This window comes from Paenibacillus artemisiicola (genome assembly GCF_017652985.1).
In the GTDB taxonomy this organism is placed as follows: Bacteria; Bacillota; Bacilli; order Paenibacillales; family Paenibacillaceae; genus Paenibacillus_Z; species Paenibacillus_Z artemisiicola.
On the sequence record NZ_JAGGDJ010000076.1, the window covers coordinates 1 to 15,412 of the forward strand.

The following is a 15,412-nucleotide window of genomic DNA, read 5'->3' on the forward strand; positions in this document are numbered from 1 at the left end:
CTCATTGCTCATCCTCCCGCATGCAATATAGTCGAGCAAGCCTTGCTGTAACAACTTAATTATAAGAGTCCTAAAAAAGGATGAAATATCACTTTTCTGCCATTGATAGCACTTTCATATCTGATTCGCCGAATAGGCCGCCTTTCTAGTAAAACCTCGGTTTAGGAAAGAGCTTCGGCGATTCGGGTTGGGGTTCTTCGGGATAGGGAGTGAGAATGGTGGAGGGTGGGCCGCCGGCGCGAGCCGGTTTGGAGCCACTTCGAGGCATTCGATGCGGGCAAAGGTCCGTAGGCATGGCTAAATCGCCCGATCAAGATGGGGTTGGATTTGTAGGCGGGCAGGTGTTAGTTTTCAATTTTTGGGTAATGAAGGGAATAGAGGATATGGCGCGTATAGGCGCGGGGTGAAGGCATGGAGAAGAGTTGTTGAAGCTGGATATGATGCTGCGGGTAAACGGTTGAATCGATAAATCGATTAAGAGTTGGAAGGCTATTTGAACGATCACGTTCAAGATCGGAGTAGGAGCCGCTGATAATTTCTGTTTCATACTTAAAAGAAAAGGGACATGCATCATGCACGTCCCTAGTTTCGTAGTGCTCAAAATCAAAACCCTTTTAGATCAAACAACCTCGACATGCACCGTATGCGGGAACATATCCACCGGCTGCACCTCCGCCGTCCGGTACCCGCCGTCCTCCAGCACGCGCAGGTCGCGCGCCAGCGTGGCCGGGTTGCACGACACGTACACCACGCGTTCCGGCTTCATCGCCAGGATCGTGTCGAGCAGCGCTTCGTCGCAGCCTTTGCGCGGGGGGTCGACGACGATGACGTCGGGGACGATGCCCTCTTCGCGCCAGCGCGGAATGACGACTTCGGCCGGGCCGGCTTCGAAGGCGGCGTTGGCAATGCCGTTGAGTGCAGCGTTGCGCTTGGCGTCCTCGATGGCTTCCGGCACGATCTCGACCCCATGGACGTGGCCGGCTTGGCGCGCCAGGAAGAGCGAGATCGTCCCGATGCCGCAGTACGCATCGATGACTTGCTCGGTGCCGGTCAGCGCGGCGTATTCGACTGCCTTGCGGTACAGCGCCACCGTCTGTACCGGGTTCACTTGGTAGAACGACCGGGCGGAGATGGCGAAACGAATGCCGTCGAGCTCGTCGTAGATGACCTCGCTGCCCCAGAGGACGCGAGTCTCGTCCCCGAAGATGACGTTGGTGTCGCGTTTGTTGATATTTTGCACGATGCTCGTCACGCCCGGGATCGTCTCGCGGATGCGCGAGATCCACTCCTCCGCGTTCGGGATCCGCTTGCCGTTCGTGATGAGCACGATCATCGCTTCGCCGGTCACGAAGCCGACGCGGGCCATGACGTGGCGGAGCAGGCCTTGGCCCGTCTCCTCGTTATACGCGGTGATGCCGAGCTCGCGGCCGATGCGCTTCACGCGGGCGACGATCTCGTCGTTGCTGTTGTGCTGGATCAGGCACTCGTCCATGTCGATGATCCGATGGCTGCCGCGGGCGTAGAAGCCGCCGATCAAGTGCTCGCCGTTCAGATCCGGCTGCGGCAGGCCGTCCTTGCCGTGGATCGCCCCGCTGACCGCCATGCCCATCGGCACGGACGCCTTGTTGCGGTAGCGCCACGGCTCGCCCATCCCGATCGTCGGATGCACGATCACCGCCGCTGCGTCCTGTCCCGCTTCTTCAACCGCACCGCTGCTCTCGCCGCCGGCGGCGCGAACCGCCTCGCCCGACACCTGCAGCTTCCCGATCCGCTCCAGGCTGTCCACCACGTGCTGCCGCTTCCATCTCAGCTGCGCGGCATAGTCCATGTGCTGCAGCTGGCAGCCGCCGCACTGCTTGTAGATCGGGCACGGCGCGTCGACGCGGTCGGCGCTCGGCGCGACGATCTCCGTCAGTTTCGCGTAGCCGTATGTCTTCTTGACCTTCAGGACGCGCGCGCGCACGGTCTCGCCCGGAAGCGCTCCCTGCACAAAAAGGGTAAAGCCCTCCGCGCGGCCTACCCCTTCGCCCTCGTGCGTCAAGCCGATGATCTCGACCGTGACGTCGTCGTTCTTATTGACCGGCGCCTGCGAGGCGCCGCTAGCGGCCGGCTTCACAGACGGCGCATGGTTGGCGTTGCGCCCTGCACCACCCGCTCTGCCCCCGCCGTTCCTGCTCTTGAACTTGCTCATTGTCTTAACCCGCTCCATGCACCGCACGCCCGGGCGCGCGGTTTGCTTTATTTATAAGTCGAAATGCCCGCTTCGTCGACGATAATGCTCAGATGCGACGGCAGTACCGTGAACGTGCACGGCAGCGTGCCGCCGTATTCGCCGTCGAGGTTCAACTGCACGTAGTCCGGCGTCGTGACGGTCAGCTGCCGCGTCTGGAAGCTGACGACATGCGGATCGTTGAGATGCTCGCCGCGCAGCGCGAGCGTCGCGAGGCGGATGAACTCGCCGAGGTTGCACTTCTTCAGCACCACGACGTCGAACAGGCCGTCGTTCAGGCTTGCGTCCGGGGCGAGCTTCTCGAAGCCGCCGACGGAATTGCTGTTGCAGATGAGGAACATCATGATTTCTTCGTGAATCTCGCCGATTTCCTTGGCCTGGAGGCGCAGCTCGGTCGGCCGCAGGCGGGTCATTTTCTCGAGCCCCTTCATATAATAGGCCAGCTGCCCGATCATCGTCTTCAGCTTGCTCGGCACCTCGTACGTCAGCTCCGTCAAGGAGCCGCCGCCGGCGATGTTGATGAAATACCGGTTATTGGCCTGACCGAGGTCGATCGGCTTCGCGTACTGCTGGATGATGAGGTCGCACGCGTATTCCCAATGCTTCGGAATGCCGAGCGCCCGGGCGAAGTCGTTGGTCGTGCCCAAGGGCAGAATCCCGAGCGGCGGCCGGTGCTCCTTCTCCGCCAGCCCGTTGATGACCTCGTACAGCGTACCGTCGCCGCCCGCCGCGATGATCATGTTGAAGCCGCGGTCCGCCGCGTCCGCCGCCGCCACCGTCGCATCGCCCTCGCTCACCGTCGCGTGGCAGCTCGTCTCGATGCCCCCGCGCTCGAGCCGCTGTAAAATATCCGGCAGCCTTCGTTTGATTTCCTCCCGACCCGACGTCGGGTTATAAATGAGCCTTGCCCGCTTAATCGTCACTGACTGCTACCTCCGAACATCCGAACATCCAGGCCGGCCGATAAAGGAAAGCGACCGCCGGCGCCGCGGCGGGTACGAGGGGAAAAGCACGACTACGCGGTTCCGATCGAATCCGAACGGACCCGACCTTCCGTCGGCGTTCCGCCATTTCGTTCTCCCCATCGCAACCGCTGCCCAACCGCTCTCGCCATGCGCGCCAACGCGCGTTAGCGGCGCCCTCTTATCCTCGGGAACCGCCGCCGCTGCCGTCCTATCCTGCTGCCGGATTTCTATCCGAATCTGATCCCGATTGCTATCCAAACTTCTATCCGAATATCGATCTGTTGCCCTATTCCTTACTATACACCAATGCGGCTAACTTCCCAAATGCCCGTCGCCAGCCGCGCCCAGTTCTGCAAGCCATTTCCGGATCTGCCGCTCCATCCAGCCCGCGATGCGCGGATTGGGCAGCAGAGCCCGGCCGTTGTACCGGTAGGCCAGCCCCTCGAGCCGCTTCGGAATGACCGTCCGGGTAAAATACCCCTCGCTCAAGAAGAGCGGCACGACGAGGAACGCGTCGCCGGGGTGGCGCCGCTGCAGCGCGCGCAGCTTGCAGGCCGCCTGATCCGGCAGCAGCATCGCGATGTCCGCGCCGGCGAAGCCCCCGCGCGCGCGAAGACGCGCCGTTAGCCGCTTCATACCCGCTCGCCAGCGGCCGTGAAACACCGCCTCGCGCGAGCCGTGCGCGATAAGCAGCAGCCGCTCCCGCGCGGGCGCCTCCGACAGCGCCGCGATATTGCCGTGCAGCAGCTCGGCGATGTCCGCGTCGTCGTCGATCGGCTGCCCCATGCGGACGCGCACGCCCGCGGGGACGCGGAACGGCGCAAGCTCGCCCGGCCGGGCCGCCGAGACGGGCGGCGCGCCGAACGCCTGCGCGATGTCGTCCGCATGCGTGCTTCCGGACGACACAAAAAGCGGAAGGACGTAGAGTTCGCTTACGCCTTCCGCTACCAGCCGATCGATGCCGTCCTGAATGAGACGGCCTTCCACGATTTCAAGAAACGACGACGCGATCGGCACCGCGTCCCCGCTTCCGCCATCCGGTTCGAACGCGAACCCGGCGGAAGCGGCGACGGCCGCGACGGCGTCGTCGACGAGCTTCACCCAGCCCGCTTCGCGCGAGCCGTGGCTGATGACGAGGATGCCCGGCTTCATCGGGCTATCGTCCCGAGCGCTCCAGCGCCATTTTGTACCCGTCGTTGCCGTAATTCAGGCACCGCTTCACGCGGGAGATCGTCGCCGTGCTGGCGCCGGTCTCCGCTTCGATCTGATTATAGGTAGCGCCCTTGCCGAGCATGCGCGCCACTTCAAGCCGCTGCGAGAGCGACTGGATTTCGTTCACCGTACACAGGTCGTCGAAGAAAATATAGCATTCTTCCACGCTCTTCAAGGTCAGCACCGCTTCGAAAAGTTGGTCGACCGTCTTATCGTTCAGCTTCTTCAATTGCATCGTCCGCGCTCCTCCCACCCTGACTGATATGCTCAGTGTACTGCTTTCATCGACAATTTTCAAGCGTCACCGTTGCGGTGCTTTACAGATCAACAGAGACGAGCGAGAGACGGATTGATAGAAGCGGGATAGAAGAGGGCGGGCAGGCACGCGATGCGGGAGGGCGCTTGCGGCTCGAGGCATGGCTTGGGGAAAACCGCCGTCCGATCGGCGTTGCTCGGGGCATCGCCGTCTGCACCTCGCGTCCGCGGAGCGGCAGCGTTCGGCTCGATAGCGGTCCGAATGCGTTCGGCTGCTTGCCGTCGGCCATGCTCCGGGCGAAGCGCCCCCTCCCATTCACCCATAAATATTTGCCCAAAGCGGGCATCCGTCCAATCCGCATAGTCGAGTATCCCATAGACTAATAACAAAACGTTGAAAAAGGTTGTGATCTGCGTGAAATATCGCTACGATCCGTCCGTCAGAAGCTTCCAGCAGCCCCTCGGCGGCCAAGGTCAAGGCCCGCAAAATCCGCCCGACAGCCCGTTTCCGGGCATCGCGGATCCGTTCACGGGCCTGAATAAAACCGTCGGCGTCAAGACGCCCGTTCCCTTCGATACGGCCGAATTCTCGAAGGGCGTGCCTTCGATCAACATCATGCCGGCGACGAATCAGCAAATCATCCCGCTCCCCGAGGCGCCGAGCACGCCGGGCGTGCCCGCCGCGGCGGCCGACGCGAAGGCCGACCCGGCCGCGCCGGCCAAAGGCGGCTTCAATCTCGGCAACAGTCTGAACGACCTGAAGGGCGTGGTCGACCGGATGGGCGGCCTCGACGGCATCGTCACGACGATGACGAAGGTGCAGAAGGTCGTCGGCAGCATCACCCAGATGGCCCCGCTCATCAAGGTGCTCGCCGGCTCGTTCGGGAAGAAAGGGGCTTCGGCCACGATCGCGGAGGACAGTCTCGACGAATACAAGCCGCGCGCGCGCAAGAAGAAGCGCCGCGCGACCGGCAAGAGCGCGAAGGGCGGCGGCACCAAAAGCGTCAAAGGCGGCATCTCGCCGAACGGGGCGAAGCGCAAGCGCCCGCGCAAATAGCACCGCGCCGCGGCGAGCCGAATGCCCTCATTCGGCTTCAAGCATGTGCGCGCATGAACAGCCGGCGGTGAACGGAGCCGTCGGCCGTTTGCCGTGCGAAGGCGAAGACGGGTTCCGTTGTCGCCGCGCAAGTGTTCTCGCGCCGTCGCCGGCTTGCTGCGTGCCGCCGCGATTGACAGCTGCCGCATCCCGTCGCTGCCCCGAACCCGCTGCGAGCGGACAAGCCATTCGACAGCTTCTGGCAAAAAAGTAATGACTTTTGGCCCCCGAATCGGTTAAGATGAGGTTCGGGTATCGTTCAACATTTGGACACAACTCCCCCGTCCCGGGACGCTTGTCCCCGGCTCGGGCGTACATTTTATTCAAAGGTGGTTTGCCGGTCATTATGGTTACAAGCTCAGAATTGCGGGCACGGGCTCGGGAAAGTTTGCGAGGGCAATGGGGCAGAGCCGCGGGCTTCACGCTGGTCATGCTGCTGATCGGCGCCCTGCCGAACGTGCTGCCGGCCATCGGACAGATCGCCATCGAAATTTGCGCCGGCGCTCTCGCCCTCGGCGCGTATAGCTACTTCTTGCTCGTCTCTCGCGGCGAGCGTCCGCCGTTCGTCGAATTGTTCAGCGGCTTCGCGGACTTCATCCGCTCGTTCCTGGTCTATCTGCTCGTGTTGATTTTCACCATCCTGTGGATGCTGCTGTTCATCATTCCCGGCATTGTCGCCGCGCTTCGTTATTCGATGGCTTATTTTATTCTGAAAGATAACCCGGAGATCGGCGCGCTCGAAGCGATCCGCCGCAGCAAAGCGATGATGGTCGGGCACAAATGGCGGCTGTTCGTGCTGCTGCTGAGCTTCATCGGCTGGATTCTCCTCTGCATCCCGACGTTCGGCATCGGCACGCTCTGGCTCAACCCGTATATCTACACCGCGGTGGCGCATTTCTACGAAGACCTTCGCCTGCGCGGGGAATCCCTCAGCGGATCGTTCGCCGCCCAGGATTCGCCTCCTCCGCCGCCTCCGAACTCGTTCTAAGCGAGCTGCCGGCAGGTGACGGTACGGATACCAAACAAAAGGCTGTCCCGCTCGTCATGAAAATGGCGATGGGGCGGCCTTTTATTCGTGAACGGCTCTTGAATCACGTGCCTACCTGTGGAGATGACAGGTCACATTGCCGCTACTTGCTCCAGAGCTTATAGAGCACTACGCCGATCACCGCAATGACGCCGGCCGCAATCGGCACGATCCAAGGGTTGCCGACAATGAAATAGCTGTCATGGTACTGGAAGTCTTCGCTTAACGTAACCATCGTTCGTGCTTCTCCGTTCTGTCGATTCGTTTCTCGGTCAGCCTCCGTGCGAACCGTCGCGTTCGAGAAGGCTAACCTATCTTCTATTCGCCGGCTTGCTTCAGACTCCTTGCTATCATGTTCCGAGACTGCCACTCGGATGGGGCAGAATTACCGTACCTCGTACCGCTCTTGCGCCGAAATCGCCGCTTTGCGGACCACGTCCCGTACCTCATACCGTTCATGCCCGGCCGCCCCGCTGTTTCCCCCAACAAAAAAGCACCAAGCCCGCGCCGCCGCGCAAGCTTGATGCTCTTCCAACCAGAGGCCCGTCCCCTACAAAAACAGCGCGATCGCCTGGTAAATCAGTGCCGCCACGATCATCGAGATCGGGATCGTGATGATCCACGAGATGACGATCCGGCCGGCGAGGCCCCACTTGACCGCGGAGAAGCGCTTCGCGCTGCCGACGCCGAGAATCGACGACGTGATGACGTGCGTCGTGCTGACCGGCAGATGCGTCAGCGTCGCGGAGAAGATGACCGTCGCCGACGTAATGTCCGCGGCGAAGCCGTTGATCGGCTCGATTTTGAAAATCTTCGTGCCCATCGTCTTGATGATCTTCCAGCCGCCGATCGAGGTGCCGAGCGCCATCGCGGTCGCGGCGGAGATCTTCACCCACAGCGGGATGTGGTCCGTCGTGTCCTGCACGTTCGCCGTGACGAGCGCGAAGGTGATGATGCCCATGGCCTTCTGCGCGTCGTTCGTGCCGTGCGTGAACGATTGGAACGCCGCGGTCAGGATCTGGCCGGAGCGGAACATTTTGTTGACCTGATGCGGGCTCGATCTGGCGAACGCCTGCTTCAGCAGCCACATGACGACAAAGCCCCCGGCGAACGCGATGAACGGGGATAGAATAAGAGCCTTGATAATATCGGTAAAGCCGCCGGCATTGATCGCGCCGAAGCCAGCCGAGCTGATGACCGCGCCCGTCAGGGAGCCGATCAGGGCGTGCGACGACGACGACGGGATGCCGAACCACCACGTCACGAGGTTCCAGATGATCGCGCCGAGCAGCGCCGCGACGACGACCTGCACGCCGTGGTCGAGCACGGTGGGATCCGCGATTTTGCCCCCGATCGTCTTGGCGACGCCGGTGAACATGATCGCGCCGAGGAAGTTCATGAAGGACGCCAGGATGATGGCGAGCCGCGGCGACAGCGCCCGCGTGGAGACCGTCGTCGCGATCGCGTTCGCCGTATCGTGAAACCCGTTGATGAAGTCAAATGCCAAGGCAAGAAAGATAACGATGCCGACCCAAATATATACGTCCATGCTCATAGCCGCTCGTCCCCGTCCCCTTAGCTGTTACGCATGATGATGGTTTCGAGTGTGTTCGCGACGTCTTCGCAGTAGTCGGTCGTTTGTTCGAGGCGCTCGTAGATCTCTTTGCGCTTGATCAGCTCGATCGGATCCGTCACGTTCGCGAACAGGCTCTTCACGCACACGCGCAGCAGGTCGTCCGCCTGGTTCTCGAGCTCGTTGATCTGGATCGACGGCTCGCGCATCGCCAGCAGCTTCTTCTCCGACAGCAGGTAGATCGCCTTCTTGATCTGCTGGGCGCAGCGGAGGAGGTTGTCCGCGAACAGCGTGATGTACTCGTCCGGCTCCGTGATGTTGTACATCTCGAATCGCGACGCGCAGGCCTCGATGCCGTCCAGCACGTCGTCCAGCGAGCTCGTCAGGTTCATGATGTCGTCCCGCTCGATCGGCGTAATGAACGTTTTATTGAGCTCCGTCAGAATCGTATGCACGTGACGGTCGCACTGGCTCTCGAATTCTTTCATGTCGCGCGCGAATTTCGTGACGTCCTCGATGCTGGAGACGTTCTGCTGAAAATAGAGCACCGCCTCCAAAATCGTGTCCGCCATCGCTTCGAACGTGTTGAAGAATACGTCGTTTTTCCTCTTGAACATAACTATCCCCTTTGCCATCTTCCTCGATTGGTTGCGGCGTCTTTACAAAATCAACAAGAAACCGACAATATCTTATCACAGTTTACAACGCAATTGTTAAGGGAATGTAAATGAATTATGACATTCTTCGCGATATTTTTTTCGGCCGCTTTTTGCGCCGGCGGCACTATCCTAGTCTTTTCCGGCATAGCCGTTTTTAACCTAATGCAGGGAAAAATAAAACCGGAAGCGCGGGGCTTCCGGTTCGGGGGAGGCGGCGATTAGGTACAGCGAGTCGGCTGGTTCGACGGTTACGAGGACGTTCGGCTGCGCCGCTGCCGCAGGCATGTCGCGCCATGTTCAGCCCCGCATCCGCACCGCGTCCCCGCCGCGTCTAACTCGCTTCCGGCCCCGGACCCGTCTAAGGCTGCTGAGACGTCGCGCTCCCCGCCGCGCCCAGCTTCAGGTGGCTCTCGAACGTCGGCGTCAGCGGCACGATATGGTAGAACGTATGGCCCGGCACGAACGGCAGCTCCTGCCCGTCCTTCATGAGCCGGATAACCCCGTCGGCGCCGCGGACCCACGCGCAGTCGACGGCTTTGCCGAGCTGGATCAGAACGGCGGGGCCGCCGGATTCCAGATCGATCTCGAGCCGCCCGTAATCGTCGTACGTCCGGTGCTTCGCGCCCAGCACGACGAGGTTCGCCGCGGTCAGCTGCGCCTTGGACTCCAGGTCCGTGTGCGGCTTGCCGTTAATGAAGCGAGCGTACAGCTTGGCCGCCGGATCGTACGTATACGACACGACGTAATCCTTCAGCAGAAAATGCAGCTCCACCTCCGAGGCGTCCGTGCCCCCTGCCGTCGCGCCCGCTTCCGACCACGAATAGGCCGGAATGTCGACCGTCTCGTCGTAGCCCTTCTTCGCGGCCCCGGCGCGCAGCTTCTCGAGGTTGGAGTACAGATTATGCGGCGCCTTGCGGAACGACTCGCGGTAGAAGTACGCGCCGGCGTTGGAAATCTCGTCGAGGTACGGCTTGCCGTGATGCTGCAGCAGGTCGTAGGCGTCCGTGCTCGCCCCGGCATGCGCGAGAACGGCGCGGTACGCTTCGCCGATCCGGATTAGATACGGCCGGTTGCTGCGGATCGGGCCGATCGGCGACGTCGACGGCGTGCTCTGAAACACGGCCACGAGCCGCGTGATGCCGCCCTCCGCGAGCACCTCCCAGACGACGTCGGCGTTCGGCAGCCCCGACTGCGGGCGAGCCGCGGCGAAGTTGTTCACCATGACCGCGATCGGCCGCTGCTTGGGCTCCTCGTCCTGCGGCAGCCCCGTCAGCGGAGCGACGAACTGCGGCGGGTCGACGGCCGGCGGATCGACCGGCTCCGTATCGGCGGGCTCCGTCGTCTCGTTCGCCGGCGGCGGCGCGTCGTTCGCCGCGTTGGGCGTATTGCCGCCGCCGCAGCCCGCCAGCGCCAGCATGGCGGCCAGCGCCAGCAGCAGGCCAAAACGAAGCAGCGCCTGCCTGTCGTTAAGTCGTTCTCGCACTCGCGCATCCCGCCTTTTGTCCATTCGGATAGAAAAACCTGTCCGTTCCATTAAACCACATTTATCCAGGGATTGTCTTGTTCGGGCAGCTTGGACCGCCGGCCGAACCATGCTGTCTGGCTGCAAACTGTGCGGGTAGGGCACACTCGCTCCCCGAGAAAACTGCGCCTTCGGCAAAACGGCTCCGTTTGGCGGATTGATCGTTACTTCAGCTTCACCGTAAACGGCTGTTCGATCCAGGACGGATAATCCGTGATGCGGAACGTCAGCGGATTCGTGTACGGTTTGTCGAGCATGGCCTCGAAGGTGGTGGTCATTTCGTCGGTCTCGTTCGTGCTTGAAGTCCGGTAGCCGCCGATCTGAAACTCGCGGCCCGCCGCGTCATGGAACCCCCCGTCGACGATCGAGAAGGAAAAACGATCCCGCTCCTTATTCGTCTTCACGCCCAGCCTTACCGTAACCTTGTCCGGGCCGGTCTTCTCGGCGGATATGATTCTCACCCGATCGTCGGGCGCCTGCACGATGCGCTTCTTCGCCAGATCCAGCGTCAGCTCCAGCTTCGATTTGTCCAATGCCATGATCCGGCTGCCTTCCAGCGTCAGATGCTTGGGTTTCGAGAAGAACGCGCTCTCGAACTGCAGCGTCACTTTGCTCGGCGAGGCGGACGTCGACCCGTAGCTGCGCAGTTCCTCGCCGGCATCCGTCACGATCCGGAGGTCGCCCAGCCAGAAGATCTTCATGGCGTTCGCGTCGTCGAACTCCGCGTCGACTTCAATGCTCGTCGGATGCACGACCGCCCGCGCGAACCGGATCCGCTGCCCCTGCACCGTTACGGTCTGATCGAGCGGGATCGTTTCCGACAGGCCCTCGAACCGCGTTTTATCGATCGGGAATATCGCCGTCCACGCCTTGTCCTGCGGATAGCCCGTCAGCCCGATGCTTAATTTGATGCGGTCCGGCATCTCCGTTCCGGCCGCCAGGCTGATGTCCATGCGCTGGTGAAATTCGGCGCGGAGCTCGCCGTCGGCTCCAGAACCTCCGGAAGAGTAAGAAGCCAGCAGCGGCTTGCCCGTATCCGCGTCATAGACGCGCGGCCGGTCATACGGGAGCGCCGTCTTCTCGGGCAGCTTCACCGTATAGAAGACGTTCAGCCGCGTATCGTCCGCGATGATTCCGGTGACGGTGAACGTCACGCCGTCGTGGCTGTCGCCGGCGCTGACCGGCTGCACGAAATCATTGCGCACGGCGCCCTCGAGCCCCTTGTCCCCGGCGACCAGCGCGACGAGGCCCGACAACCCGGGCAGCTCCGCCACCGCCGCGGCGAATGCCGGGGACACCCGCACCAAGCCGAGCAGCAGCGCGAGCACGAGGGCAACGGACGCCCCTGCCGCGGTCCGCCTCGCGCGACTGCGCCCCGTGCGTCTTGCCCGCGCCACGCCCCGCAGCACCGCTTCGTCCAAGGCGGCCGGCACCGGAGCCGCGTCCCACGCCGCCTGCTCGTCCGCCAGCCCCGCTTCGAGCCGGCTCCGTTCATGCTCTGGCAAAATCATGGCTTCCCTCCTCTCCGAGCTCGCCCCGCAGCCGGACGAGCGCCTTATGCAGCCGCGTCTTGACGGTGCCCTCCGGGCATTCCAGCACGGCCGCGACCTCCGTCAGCGTAAGCTGCTGGTAATATTTCAGGATGATGACGTCCTTCTGCTCCCGCGGCAGCCCGTCGACGAGCCGGCGCAGGCTGACCCGCGTATCGCTGGCGTCCGCGAACGTGCCGGACGCCCCCTCCGCCTCCCGGCCGTCCGCCGGCTCCCGGCGCTTCCGCTTGCGGAACTCGTCGGCGCAGACGTTCAGCACGATCCGCACCGCCCACGTATGGAAGTACGCCGGCTCCTTCAGCTTGCGGAAGCTCTTGTACGCGCGGTAGGTGGCCTCCTGCACGGCTTCCACGGCATCGGCCTCGCGGTGGAGATAGGCGAGCGCGATCCGGTACAGCCGTTCCTTGCTCGCCTCCATGAGCCGCAGGAACGCGTCGTCCTTGCCGGATGCGGCCGACTCCTTTTGCTCGATCGTATCCAGTGTCTTGACCTCCCGCCTTGCCTTAATGATTATTAGACGCCGGGAAGGGCGAAACGGTTTTCCGTCGCGGACAGAAAAAAAAGCAACCCGGCCGGCCGGACGAACCGGCGGGCGGATTGCTTTTCCGTGCTAGGGGCCGAATCGGCGCTGCGGCCGCCGGCTAAACGACGCGAATGTCCACCGGAATGTTGCCCCGCGTCGCCTTGGAATACGGGCACACCTGATGCGCCGCCTGCGCCAGCTCCTGCGCCTGCGCCTGTTCGATCCCTTTCAGCGTCACGTCCAGCTGGACCGCCAGCGCGAAACCGCCGTCGTCGTCCTTGCCGATCGTGACGCGGCCCCGCACTTCGGTGCCTTCGACCTTGACTTTCTGCATCCGGCACACGAGGTTCAGCGCGCTCTCGAAGCAGGCCGCGTAGCCCGCCGCGAACAGCTGCTCCGGATTCGTACCGGCGCCGCCCGCGCCGCCGAGCTCCTTCGGCATCCGCAGCTCCAGGTTCAGAATTCCGTCGCTCGAGGCGAGCTTGCCCTCGCGGCCTCCGGTGACCGTTACGTCCGCGGTATATAAGTTTTGCATGGTCGGTTCCTCCGTCGCGTATGAGTATGGGCCGGATCCGGGCGCTTCGGCCGCGGTCCGCCGTCCACTAGGATTCTCCGCTGCATCCAGAACTATCCATCCCCTGCCGAAGACCGGACGCGATGAAGCAACGCCGCCGTCGTATACGATGTTCCATTTCAGCCATACTAGTTCTAAAACCCGCCAAGGGAGGATTTCCCTATGCAACCTTTTCTGGAATGGCTTCACGCGCGCTGGCTGTCGGCGATCGTCGTCGTCCTCGCCCTGATCGCCGTCGGCTACGTCGTCAACAAGCGCAAATCGTTGTTTTATAAGGAGTAGCTCTCCGCCCGCACGTGCGGGCCTACGAAAAACCCGACCGCTTCGTCCGGCTCCTGCAAGCCGGCGCGAGGCCGATCGGGTTATTTTGCGTTCGGTCGGCCGGGCGGGAGGTTGCGGCGCGCCTCATCCCTGCTCCTGCTTCTCTTCCTGCCGCTGCGCGTCCGTCATGAGCGGCAGCAGGATCGTGACCGTCGTGCCGACGTCTACGGCGCTGTCGAGGCGGAACATGCCGCCGTGCAGCTCCACGATCTCCTTGCAGATCGCGAGCCCGAGGCCGCTGCCGGAGCGCTGGCTCGTGCCCTTGTAAAACTTCTCCGTGACATGCGGCAGGTCCTCCGGGGGGATGCCGACGCCCGTATCCCGGATCGTCAGGCGGGCGAAGCCGTCCTGCCGTCCCGCGCCCACCAGGATCGAACCGCCCTTCGGCGTGAACTTCAGCGCGTTGTCCATCACGTTGATGAACACCTGCTTCATCCGATTGGCATCCACCTTCGCCGTCAGCCCCTCGTCGCCGAGATCGCCGCGGATCGTCACGGATTCCCGCTGCCCGCGGGCTTCGAATTGCCGAAGCGTCTCCTCGAGCGTCCTGCGGACGTCCAGCATCTCGGGATGGAGCACGATGCTCTTGGCGTACAGCTTGGAGAAGTCGAGCAGGTCCTCGACGAGGCCGGAGAGCCGTTCCGTCTCGCGGTCGATGATCGCGAGGCCCAGGTTCAGCTCCTCGACGTCCGAGGGATCGCCGGAGGCGAGCGTCTCGCTCCAGCCCTTGATGGACGTGAGCGGCGTGCGGAGCTCGTGGGAGATGGAGGAGATAAAATCCTCCTTCAGCTTCTCCCGCCGCGTCAGCTCGGAGGCCATCGTGTTCAGCGTCTCCGCGAGCCGGCCGATCTCGTCGCGGTCGCGCGGCACGGCGCGGCGGCTCCAGTCGCCCTCCGCCATCTTCTCCGCGACCTTCGTCAGGTTGCGGATCGGGCGGGCGATCCGGTTCGCGATCAGCACGCTCATCGTGAAGAAGAGCAGCACGACGGTCGAGCCCACCAGCACCGTCAGCCACAGGATGTTGGCGATGATCCGGTCCACCGTCGAGAGCGACGCGGTGTAGCGGAACATGGCCGCGATGCGCGCGCCTTCCTTGACGGGCAGCGTCACCGCGATGATGCGCTCGTTCGTCACGGGATCGCGCCCGCGCCAGATGCCCTTGTCGTGCACCAAGGCGGCGCGGACGTCGGGGGTATCGATGACCTTGCCATTGCCGTCGAAGCCGTCGCTGTCGACGATGATCGCGCCGGAGCCGGTCAGCAGCTGGAGATGCGCCGTGCCGGCGGCCATGTTTTGCAGCATGTAGCGGGCCTTCTCCTTCGTCGGCTCGTCCGCGATCTGCCGGTTGTGCAGCGCCGCTTCCGTCTGCGCCCGCTGCAGCACGGAGCTGACCGCGCTGGAATAGTAGTAATTCCAGACGAGCGTGCCGAACAGGGAGCCGAGCATGACGACCACGAGCACGATGAGCACGCCGTAATTCCAGACGAGCCGGGAGCGGAGGCTGGTGCTTCTCATTGCCCGTCGCCCCGGTTCCAGCGGTAGCCGTAGCCCCACAGCGTCTCGATGTGCTTGGGATCGGAAGGCTGCACCTCGATCTTCTGCCGGATGCGCCGGATGTTCACGTCCACGATCTTCAGATCGCCGACGTAATGGCGGCCCCAGACCGAATTCAAAATATCGTCGCGGCTCAAGCCCTCGCCGTCCCGCTCCATCAGCAGCTTCACGAGCGTCCATTCCGTCGGCGTCAGCACGATCTCGACGTTATCCTTCCAGAGACGGCGCTCCGATGCGGAGAGGAGGAACGGTCCGGAGGCGATGTCGCCGGGCCGGACCGGGCGCCGCTGGCCTGCGGACGGCGGCGCGTCGGCCGCGGCCGGATCGGCGGCGGCATCGCCGGGCGCGCCG

At 63.0% G+C, this 15,412-nt stretch carries 15 protein-coding genes; 2 read left to right on the plus strand and 13 right to left on the minus strand.

Going from position 1 to position 15,412, the window contains the following annotated elements:
* Positions 1-619: 619 nt before the first annotated feature.
* The 4 genes from rlmD to I8J29_RS31960 all read right to left on the minus strand — a co-directional run bounded on the left by rlmD (position 620) and on the right by I8J29_RS31960 (position 4,642).
* Positions 620-2,191: a 23S rRNA (uracil(1939)-C(5))-methyltransferase RlmD gene (gene rlmD / locus I8J29_RS31945; protein ID WP_208851320.1), complete on the minus strand. Its 1,572-nt coding sequence runs from the start codon at positions 2,189-2,191 to the stop codon at positions 620-622.
* Between the two features lie 47 nt (positions 2,192-2,238).
* Positions 2,239-3,153 carry a diacylglycerol kinase gene (locus I8J29_RS31950; RefSeq protein WP_208851321.1) on the minus strand — a complete coding sequence of 305 codons (915 nt, stop codon included), beginning with the start codon at positions 3,151-3,153 and terminating at the stop codon, positions 2,239-2,241.
* Between the two features lie 354 nt (positions 3,154-3,507).
* Complete coding sequence (locus I8J29_RS31955) at positions 3,508-4,347, minus strand: sirohydrochlorin chelatase (protein WP_208851322.1); 840 nt, start codon at positions 4,345-4,347, stop codon at positions 3,508-3,510.
* A 4-nt stretch (positions 4,348-4,351) separates the two neighbouring features.
* Positions 4,352-4,642, minus strand: coding sequence for a YerC/YecD family TrpR-related protein (locus tag I8J29_RS31960; RefSeq protein ID WP_090638924.1), 291 nt, complete (start codon positions 4,640-4,642; stop codon positions 4,352-4,354).
* Between the two features lie 435 nt (positions 4,643-5,077).
* Between I8J29_RS31960 and I8J29_RS31965 the strand changes: the two genes are divergently transcribed.
* Both I8J29_RS31965 and I8J29_RS31970 read left to right on the plus strand, forming a co-directional pair.
* Complete coding sequence (locus I8J29_RS31965) at positions 5,078-5,719, plus strand: hypothetical protein (protein WP_208851323.1); 642 nt, start codon at positions 5,078-5,080, stop codon at positions 5,717-5,719.
* A gap of 385 nt (positions 5,720-6,104) precedes the next feature.
* Complete coding sequence (locus tag I8J29_RS31970) at positions 6,105-6,746, plus strand: DUF975 family protein (RefSeq protein ID WP_276316364.1); 642 nt, start codon at positions 6,105-6,107, stop codon at positions 6,744-6,746.
* A gap of 142 nt (positions 6,747-6,888) precedes the next feature.
* On the opposite strand, the gene I8J29_RS34345 is transcribed toward I8J29_RS31970, so the two are convergent.
* The 9 genes from I8J29_RS34345 to I8J29_RS32010 form a co-directional block, all read right to left on the minus strand.
* Entirely contained in the window at positions 6,889-7,020 is a 132-nt protein-coding gene (locus I8J29_RS34345) for a hypothetical protein (protein ID WP_276316365.1), read from the minus strand.
* Between the two features lie 315 nt (positions 7,021-7,335).
* Entirely contained in the window at positions 7,336-8,334 is a 999-nt protein-coding gene (locus I8J29_RS31975) for an inorganic phosphate transporter (protein WP_208851331.1), read from the minus strand.
* A gap of 26 nt (positions 8,335-8,360) precedes the next feature.
* Complete coding sequence (locus tag I8J29_RS31980; RefSeq protein WP_090638929.1) at positions 8,361-8,975, minus strand: DUF47 domain-containing protein; 615 nt, start codon at positions 8,973-8,975, stop codon at positions 8,361-8,363.
* A gap of 400 nt (positions 8,976-9,375) precedes the next feature.
* Positions 9,376-10,500: a DUF3048 domain-containing protein gene (locus I8J29_RS31985; protein WP_338113326.1), complete on the minus strand. Its 1,125-nt coding sequence runs from the start codon at positions 10,498-10,500 to the stop codon at positions 9,376-9,378.
* A 203-nt stretch (positions 10,501-10,703) separates the two neighbouring features.
* Positions 10,704-12,050 (minus strand): DUF4179 domain-containing protein, encoded by a 1,347-nt coding sequence (locus I8J29_RS31990; RefSeq protein ID WP_208851325.1) that lies wholly within the window; start codon positions 12,048-12,050, stop codon positions 10,704-10,706.
* Positions 12,031-12,603 carry a sigma-70 family RNA polymerase sigma factor gene (locus I8J29_RS31995; protein WP_338113327.1) on the minus strand — a complete coding sequence of 191 codons (573 nt, stop codon included), beginning with the start codon at positions 12,601-12,603 and terminating at the stop codon, positions 12,031-12,033. Before I8J29_RS31995 ends, I8J29_RS31990 begins: the two co-directional genes overlap by 20 nt.
* Before the next feature lie 127 nt (positions 12,604-12,730).
* On the minus strand, positions 12,731-13,147 hold the full coding sequence (locus I8J29_RS32000; protein ID WP_208851327.1) for an organic hydroperoxide resistance protein: 417 nt from the start codon (positions 13,145-13,147) through the stop codon (positions 12,731-12,733).
* 444 nt (positions 13,148-13,591) lie between these two features.
* Entirely contained in the window at positions 13,592-15,022 is a 1,431-nt protein-coding gene (locus tag I8J29_RS32005; RefSeq protein ID WP_208851328.1) for a sensor histidine kinase, read from the minus strand.
* On the minus strand, positions 15,019-15,412 hold a 394-nt coding region (locus I8J29_RS32010), incomplete at its 5' end, for a winged helix-turn-helix domain-containing protein (protein WP_208851329.1). The genes I8J29_RS32010 and I8J29_RS32005, both read right to left, overlap by 4 nt.

Excerpts from the sequence above, each read along its gene's own strand:
- rlmD (WP_208851320.1), bottom strand. The coding sequence starts at position 2,191 with ATGAGCAAGTTCAAGAGCAGGAACGGCGGGGGCAGAGCGGGTGGTGCA.
- I8J29_RS31955 (WP_208851322.1), bottom strand. The coding sequence starts at position 4,347 with ATGAAGCCGGGCATCCTCGTCATCAGCCACGGCTCGCGCGAAGCGGGC.
- I8J29_RS31960 (WP_090638924.1), bottom strand. The coding sequence starts at position 4,642 with ATGCAATTGAAGAAGCTGAACGATAAGACGGTCGACCAACTTTTCGAA.
- I8J29_RS31970 (WP_276316364.1), top strand. The coding sequence starts at position 6,105 with ATGGTTACAAGCTCAGAATTGCGGGCACGGGCTCGGGAAAGTTTGCGA.
- I8J29_RS34345 (WP_276316365.1), bottom strand. The coding sequence starts at position 7,020 with ATGGTTACGTTAAGCGAAGACTTCCAGTACCATGACAGCTATTTCATT.
- I8J29_RS31975 (WP_208851331.1), bottom strand. The coding sequence starts at position 8,334 with ATGGACGTATATATTTGGGTCGGCATCGTTATCTTTCTTGCCTTGGCA.
- I8J29_RS31980 (WP_090638929.1), bottom strand. The coding sequence starts at position 8,975 with ATGTTCAAGAGGAAAAACGACGTATTCTTCAACACGTTCGAAGCGATG.
- I8J29_RS31990 (WP_208851325.1), bottom strand. The coding sequence starts at position 12,050 with ATGATTTTGCCAGAGCATGAACGGAGCCGGCTCGAAGCGGGGCTGGCG.
- I8J29_RS32000 (WP_208851327.1), bottom strand. The coding sequence starts at position 13,147 with ATGCAAAACTTATATACCGCGGACGTAACGGTCACCGGAGGCCGCGAG.
- I8J29_RS32005 (WP_208851328.1), bottom strand. The coding sequence starts at position 15,022 with ATGAGAAGCACCAGCCTCCGCTCCCGGCTCGTCTGGAATTACGGCGTG.